Genomic DNA, 26,568 nt, shown 5'->3' with positions numbered 1-26,568 from the left:
CCCGCGTTCCGCGGGAGAGGGGACTGCCGCCGCTCCTTTGCTAAACTCCCGCAAAGCTCCAACCCCCTCTCCCGCGAAGCGGGGGAGGGATGGGGAGGGGGCACCCGACGCACCCACTCCCCAAAAAACCTCACCCCTTCACCATCCCCCTTAGCCGATACAGCTCCTCCAACGCCTGCCGCGGCGTCAGACTGTCCGGATCGATCCCCGCCAAAGCCTCTTCCACCGCCGACGGCCCCACAGGCGCGACCTCCGCCTCCACCTTCGGCGCCGGCCGCTTCAGCGCTGCGCTGAACAGCGGCAGATCCTCGGCCAGTCGGTGGATCGTCGCGTTCTGGTCACCCGACTCCAGCAGCTTCAGCACCTCGTCCGCCCGCCCGACCACCGCGGGCGGCAGCCCGGCCAGCTTGGCGACGTGGATGCCATAGCTGCGATCCGCCGCCCCCGCCGTCACCTCGTGCAGGAACACCACGTCGCCCTGCCATTCCTTGATCCGCATGGTGTGGCAGGACAGCGCCGGCAGCTTCGACGCCAGCATGGTCAATTCATGATAGTGCGTGGCGAACAGCGCCCGGCAGCGGTTCACGTCGTGCAGATGCTCGACGCAGGCCCAGGCGATCGACAACCCGTCGAAGGTCGCCGTGCCGCGCCCGATTTCGTCGAGGATCACCAGCGCCCGGGAGCCCGACTGGTTCAGGATCGCCGCCGTCTCCACCATCTCGACCATGAAGGTGGAGCGCCCGCGCGCCAGATCGTCGGCGGCGCCGACACGGCTGTACAGCCGATCCACCACCCCGATATGCGCCTGTTCCGCCGGCACGAAGCTGCCCATCTGCGCCAGCACCGCGATCAGCGCGTTCTGCCGCAGGAAGGTCGATTTACCGGCCATGTTCGGACCGGTCAGCAGCCAAAGCCGGTTGTCCGGCGCGAGGTCGCAGTCGTTGGCCACGAACGGCCCGCCATGGGCGGCGTCCAGAACCGCCTCCACCACCGGATGCCGCCCGCCCTTGATGGTGAAGCCCAGGCTGTCATCCACTAGCGGCCGGCTGTAGCGCCGTTCCTCCGCCAGTTCGGCCAGCGAGGTGGCGACGTCCAGCGCAGCCAGGGCGTGCGCCGCCTGGGCAATGGCGTCGGCCTTGGCAGCCACCGCCTCCACCAGCCCGCCGAACAGCTCCAGCTCCACCGCCAGCGCCCGGTCGGCCGCCTCTGAAATCCGCCGCTCCAAATCCGACAGCTCGACCGTGCCGAAGCGCACGGCGTTCGCCATGGTCTGCCGGTGCATGAAGACCTCGCGGGCCCGGTCCGACATCAGCTTGTCGGCATGGGCGGCGGTGACCTCGATGTGATAGCCCAGCACGTTGTTGTGCTTGACCTTCAGCGACGGCACCCTGGCGATCTCGGCATATTTCGTCTGCAATCCCGCGATCAGCCGCCGGCTCTCGTCGCGCAGCGTCACCAGCTCGTCCAGCGCATAGCTGTAGTCGCGGGCAATGAAACCGCCGTCGCGCGCCAGCAGCGGCAGCTCCGGCGCCAGGGCCTGGGTCAGCTGGTCGACCAGTTCCGAATGCGCGCCCAGCCGCTTGTCGAGCGCCGCCAACCCGTCCGGCAGCGGCATGGCGCCGGCCAATAGTTCCCGGATCAGCCCGGCCTGCCGCAGCCCGTCGCGGATCGCCGCCAGATCGCGCGGTCCCCCACGCCCCAGCGTCAGCCGCGACAGCGCGCGTTCCAGATCCGGGCAGCTCCGCAACGCCTGCCGCAGTTCGCCGCGCAGCCGCTCCTCGGCCAGCGCGAACTCCACCATGTCCAGCCGGCGGCCGATGGCGGCGGGATCGGTCAGCGGGGCGGCCAGATGGGCGCAGAGCAGCCGGGCGCCGGCCCCTGTCACCGTGCGGTCGATGGTGGCGAGCAGGCTGCCGCGCCGCTCCCCGCTCAGCGTCCGCGTCAGTTCGAGATTGCGCGCGGTGGAGGCGTCGATCTCCATCACCGCCCCCGGTCCCAGCCGGCGCGGCGGCGACAGGCGCGGCACGCGCCCCTTCTGCGTCAGCTCGACATAGCCGACCAGCGCGCCGGCCGCCGCGACCTCCGCCCGGCTGAAATTGCCGAAGGCGTCGAGCGTGCCGACTCCATACTGGGTCAGCAGGCGCTGCTTGCCGTTCTCGCTGTCGAATCGCGGGTTGGGCTGCACGGTCAGCCGCGACTTCCATTCGCCCCACAGCTCGAACAGCTCCGGCGTCTGGCTCAGCTTCTCGGAGATCAGCACTTCCTGCGGATCGAGCCGTCCCAGCGCCGCGCCCAGGGATGTCCCTTGCCCAGAGCGCTCCACCGGCTGCACCACCAGCTCGCCGGTCGACATCTCCAGCCAGGCCAGCCCCAGCCCGCCCGCCGTCTCCGCCACCGCCGCCAGCCAGTTGGAGGAGCGGGCGTCGAGCAGGCTGTCCTCGGTCAGGGTGCCGGGGGTGACGATGCGGATGACGCCGCGCTTCACCACCGACTTCGACCCGCGCTTCTTCGCCTCGGCCGGGTCTTCCATCTGTTCGCAGATGGCGACGCGGAAGCCCTGGCGGATCAGGCGCTGCAGGTAATTCTCGTGGGAATGCACCGGCACGCCGCACATCGGGATGTCTTCGCCCAGATGCAGGCCGCGCTTGGTCAGCGCGATGTCCAGCGCCGCCGCGGCATTGACCGCATCCTCGAAGAACATCTCGTAGAAGTCGCCCATCCGGTAGAACAACAGGCAATCGGGATGCGCCTGCTTGATCTCCAGATACTGCGCCATCATCGGGGTGGCGTCGGGCGGGATGACGATTTCTGCGGTGTCGGACACGGGAACCACGGGGCCTTGGAGGAGTGTTGTATCAGGAGCGCACCGTAGCACGGGATATGCGGCCGCGGGATAGGCGGGATGGCGGAGCATGGGACAATCAGACGCGCACGAACGACGCAGGGTCCGTCCCTGTTGCGGTTGACGGGCGCGCGCCGCCGGTCGCTACAATAGGGCAGGCTGAAAAATAGGGAGACGGCCATCATGACGCAAATGACCGAGGAAACCGTACCCGCCGAGGTGCGGGAGGTCGTTGCCCTCTTCTCCACCCGCGCCGGTTTCGACCGTGCGGTGGAGGCGCTGCTGGCGGCCGGCTTCGACCGCGCCGACCTGTCGGTCCTCGCCAGCCACGCCTCGCTGGACGCCGCCGATCCGAAGGGCAAGCCGCGGGACGAGGCGCTGACCGGTCTGGTGGGCGAGCTGAAATACGCCTTCCCCCTGACCACCGCCGGCCTGATCGCCATCGTCGGCGGCCCCATCGAGGCCGCGCTGGCGGCCCTCGTCGCGGCCGGTGTCGGCGGCGCCGCCATCAAGGACTATCTGGACGAACTGACCAGCCACCCAAAGCCCGACGAGTTCACCCGCGCGCTGGAGGCTGGCGGCGTCATCCTGTGGGTGCGAATCGACACGCCGGACCAGGAGGCGCAAGCCGCCGCGCTGCTGGAGCGCGAGGGCGGGGTGAATGTGCATGTGAGCGTGCGGGAGGGGTGAGATAGGGTTCTGCGGGCCGTCAAAGCCCTCTCCCGCCCCGGGAGAGGGAGGGGACCCGCCAGAGGCGGGGAGGGTGAGGGGGACTCCAAGAATCCCGATCCGCATGGCTTCGTGCCTAACCCCTCACCCTTCCCATGCTCCGCATGGGCCCCTTCCCTCTCCCGGGGCGGGAGAGGGACACCCCTCACGCCGCCCGAGCCCGCTCCACCCCGCGCCGCTCCACCATCCGCAGCCCGTGCACCCGGTACTGCGCCTGGACGATCGACGCCCATCCCATCCGGATCAGCGACAGCTTCACCGTGTCCGACACGTCGTCGCCGGTGACGAGGTCGGTCACCTGCCACATCAGCGTGTCGTCCACCGACCGCGGGAACATCGCCGCGACCCGCAGCAGCCGAGCCATCAGCGCCGCCGTAGTCTGCCGCCCCAGCCCGCGTTCGGCCAGCGTCAGCGCGTCGTTCAGCGCCGCCAACTCCCGCCGCCCCTTCAAGGTAGGCTCTCCCGCCGCGCGCCCCGTGATCGTCCGGCCGGTCATGGCCCATCTCCCGCAATACGCTCCGTATGGGACCAGTCTGGCCCCGCAACACGGGTACCGCTGTGACGGCCGTCACAACCGCAGGCACAAGCACCGCCCGGCGCACTGGTTTTCCAGTGCGGGCGTGCTACCTGAAGGCTTTACCGCTATAGTGCGACCGTTGCGGCCGGTCCGGATCGCCTGAACGCCGCTGTTGAAGCCGCCCCAGAAGCCGAGGTTCCCCCCGACCGATGCTGTCCGCCCGCTCCAAGGCGCCGACCCCGCCAGAGTCGCCCGCGCCCGCCATCCCGAACAAGCGCGCCATCATCTCCCGTCGCAAGCTGGCGGGGGAGCTGGAGGATCTGGTCGCCGAACACGGCACCGGCGACAAGCTGCGGCCGGCGCTGATCGCCTGCCTGCGCAAGGCGCTGGCCGACGGCCGGGCGGAGGTGCGGCAGCGCTTCGACGCCGGCGGATCGGGCGAGCAGTGCGTGCGGGAGAACTGCTATCTCGCCGACCGGCTGGTCGGCACGCTGGCCGACTTCACCGTCCGCTTCATCTTCCCCACCGCCAATCCGACCTCCGGCGAGGTGTTCGACGTGGCGGCCACCGGCGGCTATGGCCGTGGCGAGCTGGCGCCGTTTTCCGACATCGACCTTCTGTTCCTGCTGCCCTACAAGCGCACGCCGCGGGTGGAGCAGGTGGTCGAATACATGCTCTACATCCTGTGGGATCTCGGGCTGAAGGTCGGCCATGCCGTGCGCAGCGTCGACGACTGCATCCGCCAGTCCAAGGCCGACGTCACCATCCGCACCGCCATCCTCGAATCGCGCTATCTCTGGGGTCCGGGCAAGCTGTTCGCCGAGTTGCGCAAGCGCTACGACAAGGAGGTGGTCGCCGGAACCGGCCCCGAATTCGTCGAGGCCAAGCTGGCGGAGCGCGACAACCGCCACCAGAAGATGGGCGACAGCCGCTATGTGCTGGAACCCAACCTGAAGGACGGCAAGGGCGGCCTGCGCGATCTCCAGACCCTGTTCTGGATCGCCAAGTATCTCTACCGCGTCGAGGGCGTCGACGAGCTGGTCGGCAAGAAGGTGCTGACGCCGGAGGAGGCGCAGCGCTTCGCCAAGGCGCAGAACTTCCTGTGGACCGCGCGCTGCCACCTGCATTACCTGACCGGCCGTCTGGAAGACCGCCTGACCTTCGACGTCCAGACCAGCATCGGCGCCGCCATGGGCTACACCGACCATGCCGGCACCAAGGGCGTCGAGCGCTTCATGAAGCATTACTTCCTGGTCGCCAAGGATGTCGGCGACTTGACGCGCATCTTCTGCGCCGCGCTGGAAGCCGAGTCGAAGCGTCCGCTCAAGTTCAACCTGCTGCGTCTGGCCTCCGTCGCCCGGCGCAAGGACGTGGACGGCTTCATCGTCGACGGCGAGCGGCTGAACGCCCGCAGCGACAAGCAGTTCAAGGAACAGCCGATCGACATGATCCGCCTGTTCCACACCGCGCAGATGAACGACATCGACATCCACCCGGCGGCGTTGCGCTCCATCACCCGTTCGCTGACCGCCATCGGCCCGAAGCTGCGCAACGATCCGGAGGCCAACCGCCTCTTCCTCGACATCCTGACCGGTCCCAAGGACCCGGAAATCACGCTGCGCCGCATGAACGAGGCCGGGGTGATGGCCCGCTTCATCCCCGACTTCGGCCGGGTCGTCGCGCAGATGCAGTATGACATGTACCATGTCTACACGGTGGACGAGCACACGCTGTTCGCGCTCGGCATCCTGCACAAGATCGCGTCCCACGAGCATGCCGACGAGCTGCCGCTGTCCACCGAGGTGATCCACAAGGTCGTCTCGAAGCGCGCGCTCTACGTCGCCGTGCTGCTGCACGACATCGCCAAGGGCCGCGGCGGCGACCATTCGGTGCTGGGCGCCCGCGTGGCGGAAAAGCTCTGCCCGCGTCTCGGCCTGACAGCGGAGGAAACGGAAACCGTAGCGTGGCTGGTGCGCTGGCACCTCGCCATGTCGCACACCGCCTTCAAGCGCGATCTGGAGGACGACAAGACCGTCCGCGACTTCGTGGCCCTGGTCCAGTCGCCGGAACGCCTGCGCCTGTTGCTGGTGCTGACGGTCGCCGACATCCGCGCCGTCGGCCCGCAGCGCTGGAACAACTGGAAGGCCACGCTTCTCCGCGAACTCTACAACCGCTCCGAAGAATTGATGTCCGGCGGCATGACCGTCGAGGGGCGCGGCCGGCGCATCCAGTCGGCCCAGGCTGCGCTCCGCGCCGAACTGACCGACTTCGACGACGAGGCGTTCGAGCGTCACAAGAGCCTCGGCTATCCCGGCTACTGGCTGGCCTTCGATACCGACACCCTGGCCCATCAGGCCCGCCTCGTCCGCGAGGCGGAGCGGGAGCAGCGCCCGCTGACGGTGGAGACCCGCGTCGACCGCGGCCGGGCGGTGACGGAGGTGACGATCTACGCCACCGATCACAGCGGCCTGTTCTCCCGCCTTGCCGGGGCGCTGGCCGCCTGCGGCGCCGACATCGTCGACGCCCGCATCTTCACCATGACCAACGGCATGGCGCTCGACGTCTTCTCGGTCCAGGACGCCGCCGGCGGCGGTGCGTTCGAGAGCGGGGACAAGCTCGCCCGGCTGTCGGTGATGATCGAGAAGGTGCTGTCGGGCCAGCTGAAGCCGCTGAACGACCTGTCGACCCGCCGCACCACCCAGGCCAGCCGCACGCGCGTCTTCCATGTGCCGCCGCGCGTGCTGATCGACAACAACGCCTCCACCACCCACACGGTGATCGAGGTCAACGGCCGCGACCGTCCCGGCCTGCTCTACGACCTGACCCGCGCGTTGTCGAACCTGACCCTGCAGATCAGCTCGGCCAAGGTCTCCACCTTCGGCGAGAAGGCCATCGACGTCTTCTATGTGAAGGACGTCTTCGGCCTGAAGGTAACCCATGAGGGCAAGCTGGCGAAGATCAAGGAACGCCTGCTGAGCGCCCTCGACGACCCCACCGGCGACGCCCCCCCGCCCGCGACGGTGAAGCGGGCCAGGACGAAGGTGACGTAAAGGCCCTCTCCCGCCCCGGGAGAGGGAGGGGACCCGCCGAAGGCGGGGAGGGTGAGGGGCAATGTGGACATGGATTTCCGATCCTCGCCACACCCCTCACCCTCCCAAGCTTCGCTTGGGTCCCTCCCTCTCCCGGGGCGGGAGAGGGATATGCTTGCTACGCCCCACCCCTCAAGGCGCTATGAACACGCTGGCGTGCTTGCCGACTTCGCCGCTCGTCTGATCCTTGGCGATCACCGCCACGTCGGTCGAGCCCGACTTCACCGCCGACGCCGGCACCTTCACGAACACCCGGTAGGTCGCCACCGTGTCGGCATCGGCCTTCAGCGTCAGGCTGCTGCCGCTGCCGGCCGCCCTATCATCAGTGTCGGGTTCGCCCGCCACCGACAGATGCGCGTCGCGCAAGCCGTCGAACGTCACGACATAGCTGCGGGCGATGTGCGTCTTGTTCAGCACCTTGATGGTGTAGGCGTTCTGCACCGACCCGTCGGACAGCGTCACGAACAGCGGCGCCCGGTCGCGCAGCACGCTGACGTCCAGCGTCGGCCGCAGCATCAGCGCGATGCCCATGGCACACAGCACCACCAGCATGATCAGCGAGTAGATCACCGTGCGCGGCCGGACCAGCTTCACCCGCTCCGGCTTGCCGTCGATCTTGGCGATCTGGTTGGACTGGGTGTCGAAGCGGACGAGGTCGATCGGCCGGCCGATCTGCCGCATCACGTCGTTGCAGGCATCGACGCACAGGCCGCAGCCGATGCAGGAGATCTGCTGGCCTTCGCGGATGTCGGTGCCGGTCGGGCAGACATGGACGCACTGCTTGCAATCGATGCAGTCGCCCAGCCCCGCCGCCTGACGTTCCTCCCAGCTCTGCGACTTGCGCAGCGGCCCGCGGCCTTCGCCGCGCCAGTCCTCGTAGGTGACCAGGAAGGTGTCCTCGTCCACCATCGCCGACTGGAAGCTGCGCCACGGGCAGACATAGATGCAGATCTGCTCGCGCGCCCAGCCGGCGAAGAAATAGGTCGTGAAGGTGAACAGCGCGATGAAGGTGGCGACGCCGCTGGTGATGTTGCCGTGCAGCAGGTCGCTCATCAGAGTCGGCGCGTCGTTGAAATAGAATACCCACGCCCCGCCGGTCAGCAGCGAGATGCCGACCCACGCCGCATGCTTGGCCGTCTTGCGGGCGAACTTCGCACCGGTCATCGGCGCCTTGTCCAGGCGGATGCGGGCGGTGCGCGGCCCTTCGATCTTGCGCTCCACCCACATGAACAGGTCGGTCCACACCGTCTGCGGGCAGGCATAGCCGCACCAGATGCGCCCGGCCAGCGTGGTGGCGAAGAAGATGCCGAAGGCGCCCAGGATCAGCAGGCCGGTCAGGTAATAGACCTCCTGCGGCCAGATCTCGATCCACAGGAAGTAGGCGCGGCGCCCGACCATGTCGATCAGCACCGCCTGATCCGGAATCCCCGGCCCGCGTTCCCAGCGGATCCATGGCGTGATGTAGTAGATCGCCAGCAGGACGATCAACGCCGCCCATTTGATCTGCCGGAACCGGCCCTTCACGTCGGCGGCATAAACCTTCGGCCGGTTGACGAACCAGTGGCGTCCCGGTTCCTCATGCGGCTCGGCGTGGGAAGAGGCGGCCGGTTTGGCCGCGGGGGCGGGGCGACGGGTGAGGGTGGAGTCTTCTTGCGGAATGGACATTGCGAGTTTCCTCGGCGCGTGTTTCCTCGGCCGTCAGCGGCACGGGCGGCATTCCCTTCTCCATAAGACTTCCGTCATGAAGCCGCATTGCGCGAAATCAATCCGGTCCCGATTCCGCTCCCTCCGGTCCGTCCTACCCCCTCATTTCCTCACGCAGCCTGTCCGCGCAGCTCCGCCAGCCCGTCGTGATAGGCGCGGTCGAACAGAGCCTCCAGCCGGGCATCGACGCCGCGCAGGCCCGCGACCACCGCATAGGCCCATTCGAAATACTCGACCTTGCGCGACAGCGGCCAGTCGGCGGGCGGGCTGTGCGCCATGGAGCGCAGGTTCGACACCTTGTCGGCCAGCTTCACCAGCTTCGCCCGCGTCGAGGCATGGGGCGCGGCGTCGATCTGGTGCTGCTTGCGCTCGGCCTTCGACATGCGCTTGTCGTCGGTGGTCTCGGCGACGACCTGCACCACCTCGGCGCCGAACAGCTGCTCGATCTCCTCATAGCTGGCGTCGGTGTCCTCCAGCGTGTCGTGCAGCAGCGCGGCGATCACCACGACCGGGTCCTTGCCCTCCGTCGCCTGCGCCACCAGCAGGGCCACCTCCGACAGGTGGTTGACGTAGGGTTCGGCCCGCACGCCCTTGCGGCGCTGGTCGATGTGCTTGTGCGCGGCGAAATCCAGCGCCCGCGCGAAATCGAGGAGGGGCGCGCTGGACGGGGAAGCGTTAGGCAGGCTCATGCTGTTCTCTCGGCTGGGGCATTGCATTATCCTGCGCCCCTGGGGAACTCCCAAGCGAAGGACCGCGCCCATGTTCACGTCTTTCTTCTTCGATCTGCGCAAGGCCGGCGTCCCCGTCTCGCTGACGGAGTACCTGACGCTCATGGAGGCCATGAAGCAGGGCACCGCGTCCTTCCGCGTCGAGGACTTCTATTATCTCAGTCGTGCATGCTTGGTTAAGGACGAACGCAACCTCGACCGTTTCGACCGCGTCTTCGGCGCCACCTTCAAGGGCCTGACCGACGACACCCCGGCCGCCGACGAGGTCCCCGTCGCCGATCTGCCGGAGGCATGGCTGCGCAAGCTGGCCGAACGCTTCCTGACCGACGAGGAGAAGGCGCAGGTCCAGGCGCTCGGCGGCTGGGACAAGCTGATGGAGACACTGGCCCAGCGTCTGGCCGAGCAGAAGGGCCGGCACCAGGGCGGATCGAAATGGATCGGCACCGCCGGCACCTCGCCCTTCGGCGCCTACGGCTACAACCCGGAGGGCGTGCGCATCGGCCAGCACGAGAGCCGCCACCGCCGCGCCGTCAAGGTGTGGGACCGCCGCGAGTTCAAGAATCTGGACGACCGGGTGGAGATCGGCACCCGCAACATCAAGGTGGCCCTGCGCCGCCTGCGCAAATTCGCGAGAAGCGGTGCCGCCAGCGAACTGGACCTTCCCGGCACCATCCGCGCCACCGCCAACAACGCCGGCTGGCTCGACCTGAAGATGGTTCCGGAGCGTCACAACACGATCAAGGTGCTGCTGTTCCTCGACATCGGCGGCTCGATGGACGACCACATCCGCCTCGTGGAGGAGCTGTTCTCCGCCGCGCGCAGCGAATTCAAGCACCTGGAGCACTTCTACTTCCACAACTGCGTCTACGAGGGCGTCTGGCGCGACAACGCCCGCCGCCACACCGAGCGCCTGTCCACCTGGGACGTCCTGCACACCTATCCCGCCGACTACAAGCTGGTCTTCGTCGGCGACGCCGCCATGAGCCCCTACGAGATCGTCTACCCCGGCGGCAGCGTCGAGCACTGGAACGAGGAAGCGGGGCAGGTGTGGATGCAGCGCCTGCTGTCGGTCTACGCCAAGGCGGTCTGGCTGAACCCGACCCCGCCGCAATACTGGGACTACACGGAAAGCACCCGCCTGCTCCAGCGCCTGATGGGAGGCCGCATGTTCCCACTGACGCTGGAGGGGCTGGACGGGGCTATGCGGGAGTTGGGGAGGTGAGCAAACCCAGGTGGTCGATGGTGTGCCGATGACGGACGGACTGGTTGAGGCGCTGTTTTCCTGAAAAACCTTCCATTGCAATCTAAATATTTGGCTGAACAACCATTCCGGCCAATCGGGTTGCATCGCCGGAACTGCGTCCTTGAGGAAATTCAGTGATATTCAACGCCCGTATCGGTGGAAGGTTGTAAAAGCCAATCTCGGAAGCTGACTGCGGCGTAATGCGGTATTTACGTAATTTTATTTCTAGAAATATTAATATGTGAAGGGTTGTGCAGTCGAGAATTCCTGCGCTACCTCTCAATGTCATATGACGGAGGTCCGAATCTTGATCGACACGGACTTAACAGCATTTTTCACGACCAAATCAGCCCGACACAATATCAGCCGCTACCTGCTCCGTATCGTAGTTACCGCGTTGACCGCGATGGCTCTGATTGCCGTGGGTTTGGTGGTCTGGAGCATGACCGCTCAGCGGAAGTTCGCCGAAGCGGAGATGTCTCTAACCGTGAAAGCCATCGCCACCGCTCTCGATCAGCAGTTGCTCATCACCACGTCTGCGTTGGAGGGGCTTGCAGCAGCGATGGCGGTCGATGGGGATCCGGAGCGGCTTTACCAAATTTCTCAGGCCGTCAAAGATAAACACCCCTATTGGTCCCATGTAACGCTTCGAAACGCCGATGGAAGTGTGGTTTTCAGTACTGCATTTCCGTATGGAACATCGGTAAAGGCAGCTGATATCACTTCGGAGATTACCAGGGCCATTGATACCGGCCGACCGCAGATATCTCGTCTGTTGTACGGGCCAATTGCGGGTGCGCATGTCGCTGCGGTTCTTGTTCCGGCTCAAGCAAAAGACGGCAAGCGTTACGCTCTCGTTGCTGTGGTCACCGCGTCGAAATGGGAAACTCTCCTGCAAAATCAGATGATACCCGATGGCTGGGTCGCTGGGATCGTCGACCAGAACGGTGTCGTCGTCGCCCGCACACGCGCAGCCACGCAGTCTGTTGGAAAGCCGGCCCCTGCGTGGGTGCAGGAAGCCATCGTAACGGCTTCTTCCGGACATGCGACCGGACCGGCCTTGGAGGGGGAGCCGCTGTCACTTGTTTTTTCACGCTCCACGATCGCGGACTGGGCTGTAGCGTTCGCTGCACCGGATTCCCTGTTCGAGGTGCCACGGCGCCATTCGATGTGGGTTGCGATCATTGCCAGCGCTCTGGCGCTCGGCGGTGCCTCGCTGCTGGTGTTGCGTTACGCTCGTCGCCTTTCCCGATCAATTACCGAATTGGTTCAGGTGGCGGAAGCGATGCGAACGCCGGGAGAGGGACTGCCACCGCCGCCGCCAAATGATTTTGAGGAACTCTCAACTGTCTACAATACAATGCAAAGCACCAATTCTCTTCTAAGGCGGGCAGAAGAGCATCGAATAATGTCAATGCGTGAACTTCAGCATCGCGTAAAGAATGATCTTCAATCCATATCCAGCCTTCTTGTTCTTGAGGGCAGTCAGGCAAAGAACGAAGAGACATTTCGGATTATTGACGAAATGCATGGGCGGATTGAAGCGCTTCGTCTCGTTCATGCGCGCCTTTATCAAGCCAATCAAGTTTCCACGGTAGATTTGGGTGGATATTTGCGGGACCTCTGTACAAACGCGGTCAGCATTCATGGGGTTGGAGGGATGGTGACGGTTAAGTTTATTATTACGGAAGTATATGTAGATCATAACACTGCTGTTTCGCTAGGGCTCATTGCCAATGAATTCATCACGAACAGCACCAAGCACGCATTTCCAAAGGGAATTGGAGAAATTGTGCTGGAACTGGACACGCCTTGGCCTGAGAAAATTCACATGAGATTGGCGGACGACGGGGTTGGTCTTCCATTGGAGCGGACACGGAACTCGGGTATCCGCTTGATCGAAATGCTTGCTCAACAGGTCGACGCGGAACTGGCATGGACGACCGGAAATGGAACGAGCTTGAGCCTGTCCTTCCAAATTCCGTGTATGGCTGTTAATGGCCCGTAACGGCCTGTTATGATTGATGGAAATAAGATTTTATCCGCATCAATCCGCAAGAGGGCACCCGCGCTTGGCAGAAGTCCGAGGTTGCCGCACCCTGGGCCATTGGCGGAAAAGCCCGCACTACGCTGCCCCAAGCGTACGACTTTCAACGGCTTTCCGCATTCTAATCCCTATGCGGGCGATCCGGCCAAGCGTTCCCCTTTCGCATCAGATCGGCAATGAACCCAAGGGCGGAGGTGTTTGCAGGATCGGCGTTCGGCATTCCATCAAATCAGTGTGTAGCATTGCCGTATGCCTTTGAACTGACACTCGACCGCCTCGGAGTTTACCAGCTTACCCAAAATATGATTTTTATCCTATAAATTCTTCCCTTTTCCGGGTGAAATAGGAGCGTCCACCCACCCGATCCCGGAGACGCCCCATGCCCGATTGCCTGCCCCCCACCAGCCGCCCCGCCGACAGCTTCCCGCTCTGGGCCGAGGAACCGCCGGTGCCGCCCGAGGGCTCCCTCGTCCCCGGTTCGCGCTTTCATGAGGAACAGTGGATCATGGCCGCCGGCATGCTGGCGCGCGGGGCCTCCTTCATGCAGGTCGCCCGCGCCATGGGATGCAGCCGTACCACGCTGTGGCGGGCCTATTACGGGTCGAAGGCGTTCCGCCATCGCGTCTGGTGGGAGAGGCAGGCGCTGAACCGCGAATCGGATCTCCGGCTCGCCTCGCTGCGCGCCCAGGTGACGGAGCAGATCGAACGGCTGGTTTCCGCCGGTGATCCCTCCACCGTGCGCTGGCTGGCCGAGCGGCTCGGCCTGTTCAAGGAGTTCGACGTCCAGCCCGGCAAGGACGGCAGGGAGAACACCCTCGCCGCCGCTCCCTCCGCCAAATCTCCGGACCTCCCGCCCGCCGATCCGCAGCCGGCACCCCCGGCCGCTTCGGCCGACCTTGCCGACACGGCCGAACCGTTCGACGACGACTCCGTCCCTGGCGCGTTGCGCGAGCGCACGCCGCCCAACCCGGCGGAGGTCGCCGCGATTCTCGCCCGGCCGGAATCCGAAGGGCCGAAGGGCGTCTATCCCTGGACCTACAACCCCGACGATGCCTTCCCCAACCTCGGCTCGGCGCTGGAACGGCGGGGCGGGCAGGGCGCCTTCACCCGCCGCCGGTGAGCGGATGCAACGATGGAACGCTGCCCGGAAAACGGTTCACAGCGGTTCAAACGTTCCATTCACCGCCGTCGGTCCCCCCGCCCAGGCAGTCCGGCTCCATATGGAAAGACGTGTATAACGGTTGAAAAGATCAATTATCAGGAATCATATCGGCTCCCATAAGTCTTTTCAGAGGGAGTAATTCATGAGGCATGCATATTTGATCGGCCTGCTGCTGCCCCTCGCGCTGGGTACGGCGCCGTCCGCCATGGCGGCAACCGCGGCGGCGAAGGACTCTCCGGAACCGGCCGGCGAGGCGTTCGGCAACCCGCCGGTCCTGACCAACTCCGAATCGCCGCGCGTCGGTTCGCTGCTGATGCGCCAGCCGCAGGCGACCGCCCGTCCGCACGCCGGCCAGTCGCGCAATTACGACCTGTTCGTCTCCTTCACCGACGGCTACATCCGCAACCCGGCCCAGGGCCGACCGGACGCGGTGCGGCTGCGCAGCTATCGCGGCACCAACGTCGACCCCGCCCATCCCTATGTCGCGCCGACCATCGAAGCGACGCCGGGCGACACCGTCCGCATCAAGCTGCACAACCAGCTGCCGGACGATCCGAACTGCGCCAATCAGGCTGCGGCGGACATCAACACGCCGCACTGCTTCAACGGCACCAACCTGCACAGCCACGGTGTCTGGGTCAGCCCGACCGGCAACAGCGACAATGTGCTGGTGTCGATCAATCCGGGCGTCGATTTCGAATATGAATACAACATCCCGGCCGACCATCCGGCCGGCACCTTCTGGTACCACCCGCACCGCCACGGCTCGACCGCCCTGCAGGTCGGCAGCGGCATGGCCGGCGCGCTGATCATCCGCGGCGACCGCCCGCCGACCCCGGAGGCCAACGGCGACCTCGACACCCTGTTGAAGAGCCCCAAGGGCGTGCCGATGACCGAGCGGGTCCTGCTGTTCGAGCAGATTCCCTACGCCTGCACCAAGGACGGCCAGCTGAAGACCAAGTCCGACGGCTCGATCGACTGGAGCTGCGCGCCGGGCGAGGTGGGCGAGGTCGTGTCCTACCAGCAGTTCGGGCCGGGCACCTGGGAACAGTCCGGGCGCTTCACCACCGTCAACGGTCGCGTGCGCCCGATGTTCGCCAATGCCAAGACCGGTCAGGCCGAACGCTGGCGCCTGATCCATGGCGGCGTCCGCTCTCCCATCACGGTGGAGTTCCGCAAGCTGGACCCCACCGACTTCCTCCAGCGGGAGAAGACCCTGTCGGCCGCCGACCAGGACCGCTTCGCCAAGGAACGCTGCACCGGACAACCGGTGCCCTACATCCTGGCGGCCTCCGACGGCCTGACCATGGCAGAGGGGCAGGTGCGCACCAGCGTGCCGATGCAGCCGGGCTATCGTGACGACCTGCTGGTCAATTTCCCCGAACCCGGCATCTACTGCGTCGTCAACAAGCCGTCGGCGGCCAACGCCAGCCCGGACCAGACCGCCACCTCCACCGGCGTGCTCGGCTTCGTCCGGGTGAAGGGCGACCGCGTGGTCAAGGACCCGGTGAAGGAAACCATCCGCCAGCTGTCGGTCAACGCGACGAAATACGCGCCGTCGGTCGCCAAGGAGGTCATCGACGGCTTGACCGCCCGCTGCTTCGGCAAGACCATGGTCGACACCCCCTATTGCCCGCGCTTTGCCAAGTTCACCGCCCACCGGCCGATCACCGAACATGAGGTGATGAATCAGCCCAAGCAGGAACTGACCTTCTTCATCAACCTGCCGCCGGAAGGGGGCAAGCGCACCAATCCGCTGTTCCAGGTCGCCGACAGCTTCCAGGTGGTCGAGAACCCCGACGGCACCTATGGTCCGAAGGGCGCCGCCGCCTACCAGCCGAGCGTGGTCAACCGGCCGGTGGTTCTGGGCACCGCCCAGCAGTGGGAACTGGCCTCCTACTTCGTCAGCCACCCCTTCCACATCCACGTCAATCCGTTCGAGATCATCTCGATCATCGGTCCCGACGGGCGCGACGTCAGCGAGCCCGGCTCGGGCGATCCCGACTATGCCGGCATGAAGGGCGTGTGGAAGGACACCATCTGGGTGAAGAGCGACAACAGCAGCGCGCTCACCACCGACCAGCCGCCGAAGGGCGTCTACAAGGTGACCGTCCGCACCCGCTATGAGCGCTTCATCGGCGAGTATGTGCTGCACTGCCACATCCTCGACCACGAGGACCAGGGCATGATGCAGAATGTCAGCATCGGCGTGCCGGATGGCCGCGGCGGCGTCGCCGGGGCGCATCACTGACCGGTCGCGCACTCCCTCCTTCCGTCAGGCCGGGGGGCGGGAGTGCGCTCCGCCCGTTGCTGCGATCCGTCGCTGCCTCCAACCATTGAAAAAGGCCCCTGTTTGCGTCTACGGTCGCGCGTCCCCTTGGAGTGAGTGCATGCGCGATATCACCCCCGTCACGGTCGCACGCGGCGACGGCATCGGCCCAGAGATCACGGACGCGGTGCTATATGTGATGAACGCGGCCGGCGCGCGGCTGAAGGTGGAAGAGGTTCCGGCAGGCGAGGCCGTCTACAAACGGGGCCATCCCGGCGGGCTGGATGCCGCCGGCTGGGGGTCGATCCGCCGCACGCGGGTCTTCCTCAAGGGGCCGATCACCATGCCCCAGGGATATGGCAACAAGTCGCTGAACGTGGTCGCCCGCACCACGCTCGGCCTGTTCGCCAATGTCCGTCCCTGCGTGTCCTACCACCCCTATGTGCGGACCCGGCACCCGCGCATGGACGTGGTCATCATCCGCGAGAACGAGGAAGACCTCTACGCCGGCATCGAGCATCGCCAGACCGACGACGTGATCCAGTCGGTCAAGCTGATCTCGCGGCCGGGGTCGGAGCGAATCGTCCGCTACGCCTTCGACTTCGCCCGCTCCAACCACCGGCAAAAGGTGACGGCCTTCGTCAAGGACAACGTCATGAAGATGACGGACGGGCTGTTCCTGAAAATCTTCTACGAGATCGCGGCCGACTATCCGGAGATCAAGGCCGATCACATGATCGTCGACATCGGCGCCGCCCGTCTGGCCGACCAGCCGGAGCGCTTCGACGTCATCGTCACCCTGAACCTCTATGGCGACATCGTTTCCGACATCGCCGCCCAGTTGACCGGCTCGGTCGGGCTCGCCGGTTCCGCCAACATCGGCGAGACCTGCGCCATGTTCGAGGCGATCCACGGCTCCGCCCCGATGATCGCCGGGCAGGGCATCGCCAACCCGTCGGGCCTGCTGATGGCCGCGGTGATGATGCTGGTCCATATCGGCCAGGGCGACATCGCCGCGCGCATTCACAATGCCTGGCTCAAGACCATCGAGGACGGCATCCACACCGCCGACATCTACGCCCGCGGGCTGGGCCGGGTGCGTGCCGGCACCGCCGCCTTCGCCGAGGCGGTGGTGGAGCGGCTGGGCCAGACCCCGGTCACCATGCCGCCGGTCGGCTATTCGACCGCGCGTCCTGCCTATGACGGCATCAACCGGCTGGCCCCGCGCGTGCGCGCGCTGAAGGAACTGGTCGGCGTCGACGTCTTCCTGCAATGGTCCGGCGGGCTGCCGGACGATCTGGCGGAGCTGGTTCTGCCGCTCTCGACCGACGCGCTGAAGCTGACCAGCATCTCCAACCGCTCGCAGCGGGTTTGGCCGGACGGCAACGCCGACGTCTTCTGCACCGACCATTGGCGCTGCCGCTTCCTGTCGCAGCACGGCCCGGTGCAGCATGGCGCCATCGTGGAACTGCTTGGCCGCTTGGCGGAAGCGGGGATCGACTTCACCCAGACCGAGAATCTCAGCAATTTCGACGGCAAGGCCGGCTTCTCATCGCCCGGTCAGTGATCCCATGGCCGCAGCGGGAATAAACCGGCAGGGCAGGGCGTCATGACAGGTGACGACGCCCTGCCCGGACCCGACATGACCCCGCCAGACATCGACGACCGCGCCATCGCCGCGCATGTGCCGCGGCTCCGGCGCTATGCGACCGCCCTGGTGGGCAACCGGTTCGACGCCGACGACCTCGTGCAGGACTGCGTGGAGAAGGCGCTGGCCAACCGTCATGCCTTGCGTGACCCGTCGAAGCTCGGCGGCTGGCTGATGACGATCCTGCACAACCTGCACATCTCCGGCCAGCGCGGCCGGCGCCGGCGCGGCGCGGAGGTGCCGGTGGAGGATCTGGCCGACGATCTGGCGCTAAGCGCCCCGCCGGCCGACCGCGGGGCGGTGCGCGACTTCGTCCGCGCCTTCGCCCAGCTGTCCGACGAGCACCGCACCATCCTGCTGCTGACGGGAATGGAGGGGCTGTCCTACCGCGAGGTGGCGGAGGTTCTGGAACTGCCGATCGGGACGGTGATGTCGCGGCTGGCCCGGGCGCGCGAGAAATTGAGGGTCCTGCTGGACGGTGGAACCCAGCAGGTCGTCAGGAGGATCAAGTGATGAGCGGCACCAGCAATCCCGTGACCGAGGCCGAGCTTCATGCCTGGCTGGACGGAGAGTTGCCGGAGGAACGGCTGGCCGACGTCGAGCGCCACCTTGCCGACAATCCCGAGATCGCCCAGCGCTTCGAACGCTACCGTGTCCAGCGCTCGCTGCTGGGCCAGAGCTTCAGCCCGCTGATCGACCAGCCGCTGCCCGACCGCCTGACCCCGCCCTTCACCGCGCGCGACCATGCCGCTCCGGTCTCGCAACGCCGGGGCAGGGGATTTTGGTGGGGCACGGCGATCGCCGCCTCCCTCCTGATGTTCGTCGCCGGCGGCGCCGGCGGCTGGCTGCTGCGCGACCGCGTCGGCTGGCGGGCCGAGCCGCTGACCGCCGCCTTCATCGCCGATGCCGTCGCCGCCCATCGCGTCTTCTCCGTCGAAGTCCGCCATCCGGTCGAGATTGGTGTCGACGAGGAGGCCCATCTGGTGAACTGGCTGTCCAAGCGGCTGGGCAAGAACATGCGTTGCCCAAAAGTCACAAGAGGGGGCTACCAGCTGATCGGCGGGCGGCTTTTGGCCGATTCCGCTGGACCTGTGGCAATGTACATGTACGAGGATGCGGCCGGGCGTCGCATCACGTTGTATATCCGCCCCTCTCCCAATACCTCCGGTTCAGCGTTCCGCTTCGCCCAGGATGGCGGTGTGCGCGCTTTGTATTGGCAGGACAATGGGTTGGCTCTGGCCGTCGCCGGAGAAGCCGATCGGGATACCCTGTCCGGCGTCGCCGAAGAGGTCTATGGCGCGCTGAACTCGTGAGTCTACCCACGGACTTATCAACAGGAATGTTGCCGCGCCCCCCTATCGTCTGCGGCCGTCATCTGGTAGCTTCTTCACCGGCTGGCACAAAATGTTGCGGCTTATGGAAAACGGCACTAGACCGTGACCTGTTTGCCACAGCATAACCGGACACCGGATCGGGAGTACTCGGGGATGAGTTGGACGGACGAGCGGATTCAACAGCTCAAGGATCTCTGGTCCCAGGGTTTGAGCGCGAGCGAGATCGCCGACATTCTGGGAGACATCACCCGCAACGCGGTCATCGGCAAGGCCCATCGCCTGGGCTTGTCGGGCCGGCCGTCGCCCATCAAGAAGAAGCCGACGCGCGGCGCCACCATCCTTGCTCTGACGGAGCGGATGTGCAAATGGCCGGTCGGCGATCCGAAGCACCAGGATTTCCATTTCTGCGGCAAGAACGCCTTGCCTGGCATGCCCTATTGCGCGGAACACGCCGCGTTGGCCTACCAGCCCGCCTCTGGCGGCAAGAAGCGTGAGGAAGACCGGAACGTCGGCGCCGCCTGACCGGTCGACAAGCCATTCAAAAAAGCCCGCTCTCGGGGGAGAGGCGGGCTTTTTTGTTGGCAACATCCCGCGATCGGCCACGCTGGGAAGGTCTTACCGTCCCTCTGCCGCATCGCGAAGCACCAGCACCATACCCTTGTGTCCGGCGATCAGCATCGCCGCACCTGCCGGTCGATCGGGACCCTCGACCGACCACAAGGTATCGCCGACGAACACCCGTCCATGTCCATTAACGATCGGCTCGCTCAGCGTCACCGCGCGTCCGACCAGCTGCCCGGCGCGGTCATTGATCCGCTCCGCATTGCCCTCCACCGATGCGTTGCGGCGACGGGCAAGGATGATGGCGACCGAGACCGCCGCGCCTGCGGCGACGGTGAAGAATCCGGCCTCGTTGACCAGCCCCCAGTCGTGCCACAGCGCCGTCACCAGCCCGGTCAGCAGCGCCGCTCCACCGAACCAAACCAGGAAAATGCCGGGGATCACCAGTTCCGCCGCGATCAGCACGGCACCCAGCGCTCCCCACAACAAAGGCGACATTCGCTCACTCCCCGTCCGACGCGGTCGTGGTGGGCGGCACCGACCAGGGATTGCGCGGAGCGGGTGAGGGCGAGGAGGGCGGCCGGGGCGGGGTGGCATCGCGCACCAGATCGCCCAACCCCGCCAGCGCACCGGCGACGCCAGCCAGTTCCACCGGCAGTATCATGGTCTTCTGGTTGGGGGACGCGGCAAAGGCCTTCAAGGCCTCCATGTATTTCTGGCCGAGGAAATAACCCAGCGTCTGGTTCGACCCTTGGGCCACCGCCTCCGACACCAGACGGGTGGCCTTGGCCTCCGCCTCCGCCAGGCGCTCGCGTGCTTCGGCCTCCAGCTTGGCGGCTTCCAGCTTGCCCTGGGCGATGCGGATCTGGCTTTCCTTCTCGGCGTCGGCCTCCAGGATCTGGGCGCGGCGGAGGCGCTCGGCCTTCAACTGCCGGCCCATCGCCTGGACGATGTCTTCGGGCGGGGTGATGTCGCGCAGCTCGATGCGGGTCACCCGCACGCCCCAGGAGGCCGTGGCCTCGTCCACCGCGCGCAGAAGGCTGGCGTTGATCGCCTCGCGCTGGCTCAGCAGCTCGTCCAGGTCCATGGAGCCCATCACCGTGCGGATGGTGGTCATCGCCAGTGTCTGGGTCGCCCGCTGCAGGTCGTTGACCTCATAGGTCGACTTCATCGGGTCCATCACCTGGAAATACAGGACGCCGTCGGCGGTCACCGCGGCATTGTCCTTGGTGATGACGCTCTGCGACGGCACATCCACCACCGTCTCGCGCATGTCCACCTTGGCCCGCACAGAACTGATGATCGGAAAGATCACGTTGAAGCCGGGATGCAGCGTTTCCTGATAACGGCCCAACCGCTCGACGATGAAGTTGAAGCCCTGGGGGACGATGCGGACGCTGGTGATCGCCAGGATGACGACCAGCACGAACGCTGCGATAACCAGAATTCCGAGTTCCATCGATGGCCGCTCCTGACATGGGCGGACGCCGCGCCGGGCGTCCTCCGCCCATCATGAGGCAATTCGCGGAGGCTGCAAATCCCGCCTCCGCCGCGATGATCCGTCTCAATAATCCTGGGTGTCGTGCTTCAGCCGGACCAGTTCGCCATTCAGCAGCGACAGCATCAGCTGCACGACCATCTCGTGGACGATCACCGTATGGTGGTTGCCGGTCTCCTGCATCGCCTTGCGCAGCGCATCGCGCACGGCCGGCACGCCGGTGACGTCGATCAGCACATCCAACTGCTCGCCCAACTGCGCCAGCTCGTGGAAATTGGTGGTGGTCTTCACACCGCGATGGTGCGCAAGCCGCATACCCGGCGCCTCGGGATCGAGGTCCGCCACACCCAGCAACTCGACGAATGGGGCGGCCAGCAACTTGCGCAGCAGCGGCGTTCCGGTCTCGCCGGCGCCCACGACGGCGACACGGAACAGATTGTTGGGCATCGGGTTCGGTCCTTTCACGAATTGGGCACGAAAAAAGCGGGGAGCCGAAACTCCCCGCCCGAACCCTAGCTGAGCCGCCGTCCGGTTTGACCCGGACGCGGCGTCGCACCCTGTGAAGTATAAGCGCTGGACAGAGACGGCGCCGGCCTTACGACCAGGCGGCCATCTTCTTTTCCAGGTTGTCCGACAGCTTGTGCAGGAACTGCTTGGTGGTCAGCCACGGCTGCTGCGGGCCGATCAGGATGGCGAGATCCTTGGTCATGAAGCCGGACTCGACGGTCTCGACGCAGACGCGCTCCAGCGTCTGGGCAAACTTGATCACGTCCGGGGTGTTGTCGAACTTGCCGCGGTAGGCCAGACCCTGGGTCCAGGCATAGATCGAGGCGATCGGGTTGGTCGAGGTCTCCTTGCCCTTCTGGTGCTCGCGATAGTGGCGGGTCACCGTACCGTGGGCGGCCTCGGCCTCGACGGTCTTGCCGTCCGGCGTGACCAGGACCGAGGTCATCAGGCCGAGCGAGCCGAAGCCCTGCGCCACGACGTCCGACTCAACGTCGCCGTCGTAGTTCTTGCAGGCCCACACGAAGCCGCCTTCCCACTTCAGGGCCGAGGCGACCATGTCGTCGATCAGGCGGTGTTCGTAGACCAGGCCCTTGGCCTTGAACTGGTCGGCGTAGGTCTCGTCGAAGACCTTCTGGAAGATGTCCTTGAAGCGGCCGTCATAGGCCTTCAGGATCGTGTTCTTCGTCGACAGATAGACCGAGTAGCCGCGCTCCAGGCCGTACATGAAGCTGGAGTGGGCGAAGCCCTCGATCGAATCGTCGAGGTTGTACATGCCCATTGCCACGCCGGCGCTCGGGTAATCGAACACCTCGTGCTCGATCTGCTGGCTGCCGTCGGCCGCTTCCCACTTGATCGTCATCTTGCCCGGGCCGGGAACGACGAAGTCGGTGGCCTTGTACTGGTCGCCGAAGGCGTGACGGCCGATGATGATCGGCTTGGTCCAGCCCGGGACGTAGCGCGGAACGTTGGAGCAGACGATCGGCTCGCGGAAGACGGTGCCGCCCAGGATGTTGCGGATCGTGCCGTTCGGCGACTTCCACATCTTCTTGAGGTTGAACTCCTTCACCCGAGCTTCGTCCGGGGTGATGGTCGCGCACTTCACGCCGACGCCATACTGCTTGATGGCGTTCGCGGACTCGACGGTGACCTTGTCGTCGGTCTTGTCGCGGTTCTCGATGCCGAGGTCGTAGTACTTCAGGTCGATGTCGAGGTAGGGCAGGATCAGCTTGTCTTTGATGAACTGCCAGATGATGCGCGTCATCTCGTCGCCGTCGAGTTCGACGACCGGATTGGCTACCTTGATCTTGGTCATGGGTGCGAGATCTCCCCGAACGGGTAAGGGCGTTGTCATTCCTTGGGAGCCGGGCGCGTCGTCCAGCGGGCGCTTGTTGCCGGGGAGCATGCCGCTTGGGTGGCTCCCCGGTACCCCGGGCGGAAATCAATCGCGGTTATATAGCATCGCCCCGTGACGGAAAGGAAGGCACGGCGGTGGCTTAGGCGTCGATGTCGCATGATTCCGCTTGCAACGCAGCCCCGCAGCCGGCCATGATGGTCAATTGGTATTACCGGTTGGCCGGATCGAGCCGTTTTGGCGGCGGAATGCCGTCCAAGAACTGCAAATCCGGCCCTTTGTGCGGTCAGGCCGCCGACTCCGGGGTGCGAGACGGCCGCAACTCCGCCGATTGGCCGGCCGATGCGCCGGCAATGTCCCGTTCCGCATTCAGCATGTAGTCGCGTGTCAGCGGCACGGCGCCCAGCGAGCGGGCGACCTGCACTTGGAACACCATATGGCCCTGCAGGCGGAAAGCCAGTTCGGCGCCGACCAGATAGAACTCCCACATCCGGCAGAAGCGCTCGTCATACAGTGCCTTCGCCTCCTCCCAATGGGCGGTGAAGCGGGCCCGCCAGTGGCGCAAGGTCTCGGCGTAATGCAGGCGCAGAACCTCCAGGTCGGTGGCCAGCAGGCCGGACCGCTCGATGACCGGCAGCACCTCCGACAGGGCAGGGGAATAGCCGCCGGGGAATATGTATTTCCGGATCCAGGGGTTGGTGCTTGCCGGTCCGTCCAGCCGACCGATGGAATGGATCAGCGCCACGCCCTCGTCGTTCAGCATGTCGCGCACCGCGTCGAAGTAGTTGCGGTATTGCGGCACCCCGACATGCTCGAACATGCCGACCGAGACGACGCGGTCGAAGGCCCCGCGATGGGCGGCGGCGAACTCGCGATAGTCGCGCAGTTCGAAGGTGACCCGGTCGGACAGCCCTGCCTCTTCCGCCCGCTGGCGCGCCACGGCGAGCTGTTCCGACGACAGGGTGATGCCGGTCACCCGCGCTCCGGTGTGCCGCGCCAGATAGAGCGCCATGCCGCCCCAGCCGCAGCCGATGTCGAGCACCCGCATGCCGGGCACGATCAGCAGCTTGGCGGCGATGTGCCGCTTCTTGGCCTCCTGAGCCTCGTCCAGCGACAGACCGGGCTCCGCGAAATAGGCGCAGGAATACTGCATGTCCCGGTCGAGGAACAGCTGGTAGAACTGGCGTGACAGGTTGTAATGGTGCTCCACATTCTGGCGGGAACGCCGCATCGGGTTGTATTGCTGCACGCGACGCAGCAGCGGCGACAGCGACTCCAGGGCGCGGCCCAGCGCCCCCTGCACCTCGGCACCGCTCATCAGCATCGACAGCAAATCGTAGATGCCGCCGCCTTCGATCGAAAAACGGCCGTTCATATAGGCTTCGCCGAACCGCAGGCGCGGATTGATGAGCAGGTCGCGCTCCACGGCGCGGTCGTGAAGGCGGAGGGTCAGGTTTGGTGACCCGGATCCGATCCGATGGTGCTTCCCATCGGCCGTAATGAGATTGAGGGTTCCGTCGCCCTTGGCGGCGGCAAGCAGACGAACCAGCAGCATGCCGAACTCCTTCCGCGGTGCCGTTCCAAGCATGGCGCGCAGGAAGGGGTGCGACAATTCGTCAATCGGTCAGAACTGCTACCCAATTGGGTATTGCGGACGTATGCACACAGTCATGTCTGTCGTTGCTGCCGCCTGCCCAGAACGCGGAAAACCGCCCGGCCCCGAATGGGGCGGGCGGTTTCCGGACGAGCGGTACGACGTGCCGCCAAAATCCCAAAGGCGTCTTCGGGACTTCAGCCGCAGAAGAGCGATCAGCCCTCCTCTTCCTCGGTCGCGGTCTCTTCGACGTAGGTCTCTTCTTCCTCGTCCTCGTCGCGCAGGTCGGCGGCAGTGATCATGCCACCACGCTGGGCCTGCAGCTCGGCCTCTTCGGCCGAACGGGCGACGTTGACCGTGACCGTGATCGACACTTCCGGATGCAGGACGACGCGCAGCTTGAACAGACCCAGGGTCTTGATCGGGGTGTCGATCTGGACCTGCTTGCGGTCGGTCTTGTAGCCGGCGGCGGTCAGCGCGTCGGAGACGTCGCGGGTGGTCACGGAACCGTACAGGACGCCGGTCTCGGCGGCCTGACGGATCACGACGACCGACACGTTGTCCATCTTGGTCGCAACCTGCTCGGCGTCCTTGCGGCGCTCCAGGTTCACGGCCTCAAGGTGGGCCTTCTGCTTCTCGAAGACGGCCAGGTTCGCCTTGGTGGCGCGCATGGCCTTCTTCTGCGGCAGCAGATAGTTGCGGGCGAAGCCGGGACGCACATTCACGACCTGACCCATCTGGCCGAGCTTCTCGACCCGCTCCAGCAGAATAACTTCCATCACTCGTCCTCCTGACCGGGGGCCGCGGGGGAAAACCGGCGGCGCAGCCCGATCCATTGCTCGATCATGCCCAGGCCGACCAAAAGCAGGATCGGCCACCCGAAGAGAAACAGCATCATGTAAAAGCCAACCAGGATCAGCGTGCGCGCCGATTTGCTGCTGGCGAATACATGGACCACCGAAAGTCCGGCAAAGGCGAAGGGTACCGCCAGGATCAGAGCCAGATTGACCGCCAGGAACCCGAAGGTTCCCGGTACGGCCGAGGCCGCCGCGACCGCGACCGCGAACAGCGGCGCCAGCCAATGCGGCAATTCCAGCTCGGCCAGACGCATGGCAGGGCGCCGGTTGCGGCCGAACCGCATCAGCGCCCCCTGCGCCAGCACCGCGTTGACGATCGTCATGACAAGCCATGAGACCGCAACCAGCCCCGGCAGGACGGCCGCTACCCAGAATTCCTCGGGATCCGGAACCGGCTGGCCCTGCGAACGGAACGCCGGCTCGACGACTCGGGCCAGGGTCTGCCGCATCAGCCCTTCCAACCCACCGGGCTGGTCGAGCGTCAGGATCACCGCGGCGAGCAGCGCCGCCACGCCCATCCCGGTCAGGCCCATCAGGACCCGGCCGGGCGGATACCATTCCAGGGATCCATCCTCCCGCGTGCGCGCCAGCAGCGACTGCCGCACCACCAGGATTGCCGGGGCGGCCCCGGTCACCAGGTAGGACAGCGCCACCAGCATACTGCCGGAGGTGCCCAGCATCACCGCGGCGGCACCGGCCAGACCGGCCAGCATCACCGCCGGCGCCCCCAGCCACAGCCCCGTCAGGAACAGCGGCAGGGGGGCCAGATAGCCCAGGATCAGCGCACCCATCCCGCCGAACGTCACCGACAGGTAGAAGAATGCGCTTGCCAGACCGCCGCCGACGGCGACCACCAGCGGTACGGCCGGACCCAAGGCCATGGAAACC

General features: G+C 65.8%; 21 protein-coding genes. 10 read left to right on the top strand and 11 right to left on the bottom strand.

The window, feature by feature from the left end:
- Positions 1 to 130: 130 nt before the first annotated feature.
- Positions 131 to 2,779 (bottom strand): DNA mismatch repair protein MutS, encoded by a 2,649-nt coding sequence (gene mutS / locus TSH20_RS09390; protein ID WP_109074599.1) that lies wholly within the window; start codon positions 2,777 to 2,779, stop codon positions 131 to 133.
- 246 nt (positions 2,780 to 3,025) lie between these two features.
- Here mutS and TSH20_RS09385 point away from each other — a divergent pair, with 246 nt between their 5' ends.
- Positions 3,026 to 3,532, top strand: a complete 507-nt coding sequence (locus TSH20_RS09385) for a hypothetical protein (RefSeq protein ID WP_109074473.1) — start codon at positions 3,026 to 3,028, stop codon at positions 3,530 to 3,532.
- A 184-nt stretch (positions 3,533 to 3,716) separates the two neighbouring features.
- Here the strand turns inward: TSH20_RS09385 and TSH20_RS09375 are convergent, their stop codons facing one another.
- Positions 3,717 to 4,067, bottom strand: a complete 351-nt coding sequence (locus TSH20_RS09375) for a hypothetical protein (protein ID WP_109074472.1) — start codon at positions 4,065 to 4,067, stop codon at positions 3,717 to 3,719.
- 230 nt (positions 4,068 to 4,297) lie between these two features.
- Here TSH20_RS09375 and TSH20_RS09370 point away from each other — a divergent pair, with 230 nt between their 5' ends.
- Entirely contained in the window at positions 4,298 to 7,138 is a 2,841-nt protein-coding gene (locus TSH20_RS09370; RefSeq protein ID WP_109074471.1) for a [protein-PII] uridylyltransferase, read from the top strand.
- Positions 7,139 to 7,309: 171 nt separating this feature from the next.
- Here the strand turns inward: TSH20_RS09370 and ccoG are convergent, their stop codons facing one another.
- Positions 7,310 to 8,842, bottom strand: coding sequence for a cytochrome c oxidase accessory protein CcoG (ccoG, locus tag TSH20_RS09365; protein ID WP_109074470.1), 1,533 nt, complete (start codon positions 8,840 to 8,842; stop codon positions 7,310 to 7,312).
- A gap of 149 nt (positions 8,843 to 8,991) precedes the next feature.
- A complete protein-coding gene (locus TSH20_RS09360; protein ID WP_109074469.1) occupies positions 8,992 to 9,570 on the bottom strand; it encodes an HD domain-containing protein in 579 nt (192 codons plus the stop codon).
- Between the two features lie 70 nt (positions 9,571 to 9,640).
- Between TSH20_RS09360 and TSH20_RS09355 the strand changes: the two genes are divergently transcribed.
- The 8 genes from TSH20_RS09355 to TSH20_RS09320 all read left to right on the top strand — a co-directional run bounded on the left by TSH20_RS09355 (position 9,641) and on the right by TSH20_RS09320 (position 19,834).
- Positions 9,641 to 10,831 carry a VWA domain-containing protein gene (locus TSH20_RS09355; protein WP_109074468.1) on the top strand — a complete coding sequence of 397 codons (1,191 nt, stop codon included), beginning with the start codon at positions 9,641 to 9,643 and terminating at the stop codon, positions 10,829 to 10,831.
- A gap of 328 nt (positions 10,832 to 11,159) precedes the next feature.
- The gene (locus TSH20_RS09350) at positions 11,160 to 12,860 is read left to right on the top strand and encodes a sensor histidine kinase (protein WP_158281975.1); all 1,701 of its coding nucleotides are present in this window, start codon (positions 11,160 to 11,162) and stop codon (positions 12,858 to 12,860) included.
- A gap of 418 nt (positions 12,861 to 13,278) precedes the next feature.
- Positions 13,279 to 14,019: a hypothetical protein gene (locus tag TSH20_RS09345; protein ID WP_109074466.1), complete on the top strand. Its 741-nt coding sequence runs from the start codon at positions 13,279 to 13,281 to the stop codon at positions 14,017 to 14,019.
- A 184-nt stretch (positions 14,020 to 14,203) separates the two neighbouring features.
- On the top strand, positions 14,204 to 16,312 hold the full coding sequence (locus TSH20_RS09340; RefSeq protein ID WP_109074465.1) for a multicopper oxidase family protein: 2,109 nt from the start codon (positions 14,204 to 14,206) through the stop codon (positions 16,310 to 16,312).
- Positions 16,313 to 16,451: 139 nt separating this feature from the next.
- Entirely contained in the window at positions 16,452 to 17,897 is a 1,446-nt protein-coding gene (locus TSH20_RS09335) for an NADP-dependent isocitrate dehydrogenase (RefSeq protein ID WP_109074464.1), read from the top strand.
- Between the two features lie 42 nt (positions 17,898 to 17,939).
- The gene (locus TSH20_RS09330) at positions 17,940 to 18,491 is read left to right on the top strand and encodes an RNA polymerase sigma factor (protein ID WP_109074463.1); all 552 of its coding nucleotides are present in this window, start codon (positions 17,940 to 17,942) and stop codon (positions 18,489 to 18,491) included.
- Positions 18,491 to 19,291, top strand: coding sequence for an anti-sigma factor (locus TSH20_RS09325; protein ID WP_109074462.1), 801 nt, complete (start codon positions 18,491 to 18,493; stop codon positions 19,289 to 19,291). Before TSH20_RS09330 ends, TSH20_RS09325 begins: the two co-directional genes overlap by 1 nt.
- Before the next feature lie 174 nt (positions 19,292 to 19,465).
- Positions 19,466 to 19,834 (top strand): GcrA family cell cycle regulator, encoded by a 369-nt coding sequence (locus TSH20_RS09320; protein WP_109074461.1) that lies wholly within the window; start codon positions 19,466 to 19,468, stop codon positions 19,832 to 19,834.
- A 93-nt stretch (positions 19,835 to 19,927) separates the two neighbouring features.
- On the opposite strand, the gene TSH20_RS09315 is transcribed toward TSH20_RS09320, so the two are convergent.
- From TSH20_RS09315 to TSH20_RS09285, 7 genes are all read right to left on the bottom strand, one after another.
- Positions 19,928 to 20,371: an NfeD family protein gene (locus TSH20_RS09315; RefSeq protein WP_247871594.1), complete on the bottom strand. Its 444-nt coding sequence runs from the start codon at positions 20,369 to 20,371 to the stop codon at positions 19,928 to 19,930.
- A 4-nt stretch (positions 20,372 to 20,375) separates the two neighbouring features.
- The gene (locus TSH20_RS09310; RefSeq protein WP_109074459.1) at positions 20,376 to 21,332 is read right to left on the bottom strand and encodes an SPFH domain-containing protein; all 957 of its coding nucleotides are present in this window, start codon (positions 21,330 to 21,332) and stop codon (positions 20,376 to 20,378) included.
- Between the two features lie 105 nt (positions 21,333 to 21,437).
- Entirely contained in the window at positions 21,438 to 21,818 is a 381-nt protein-coding gene (locus TSH20_RS09305; RefSeq protein WP_109074458.1) for an oxidoreductase, read from the bottom strand.
- A gap of 148 nt (positions 21,819 to 21,966) precedes the next feature.
- Positions 21,967 to 23,190: an NADP-dependent isocitrate dehydrogenase gene (locus TSH20_RS09300; RefSeq protein WP_109074457.1), complete on the bottom strand. Its 1,224-nt coding sequence runs from the start codon at positions 23,188 to 23,190 to the stop codon at positions 21,967 to 21,969.
- Positions 23,191 to 23,515: 325 nt separating this feature from the next.
- Entirely contained in the window at positions 23,516 to 24,784 is a 1,269-nt protein-coding gene (locus TSH20_RS09295) for a cyclopropane-fatty-acyl-phospholipid synthase family protein (RefSeq protein WP_247871595.1), read from the bottom strand.
- Positions 24,785 to 25,038: 254 nt separating this feature from the next.
- Positions 25,039 to 25,602, bottom strand: coding sequence for a 50S ribosomal protein L9 (gene rplI, locus TSH20_RS09290; protein WP_109074456.1), 564 nt, complete (start codon positions 25,600 to 25,602; stop codon positions 25,039 to 25,041).
- Positions 25,602 to 26,561: a DUF2232 domain-containing protein gene (locus TSH20_RS09285; protein WP_109074455.1), complete on the bottom strand. Its 960-nt coding sequence runs from the start codon at positions 26,559 to 26,561 to the stop codon at positions 25,602 to 25,604. Before TSH20_RS09285 ends, rplI begins: the two co-directional genes overlap by 1 nt.
- Positions 26,562 to 26,568 lie beyond the last annotated feature (7 nt).

It is taken from the genome of Azospirillum sp. TSH20 (assembly GCF_003115935.1).
Classification (GTDB): Bacteria; Pseudomonadota; Alphaproteobacteria; order Azospirillales; family Azospirillaceae; genus Azospirillum.
The sequence above is the reverse complement of the archived record's forward strand: the minus strand, read 5'-3'. Positions and strand labels throughout refer to the sequence as shown.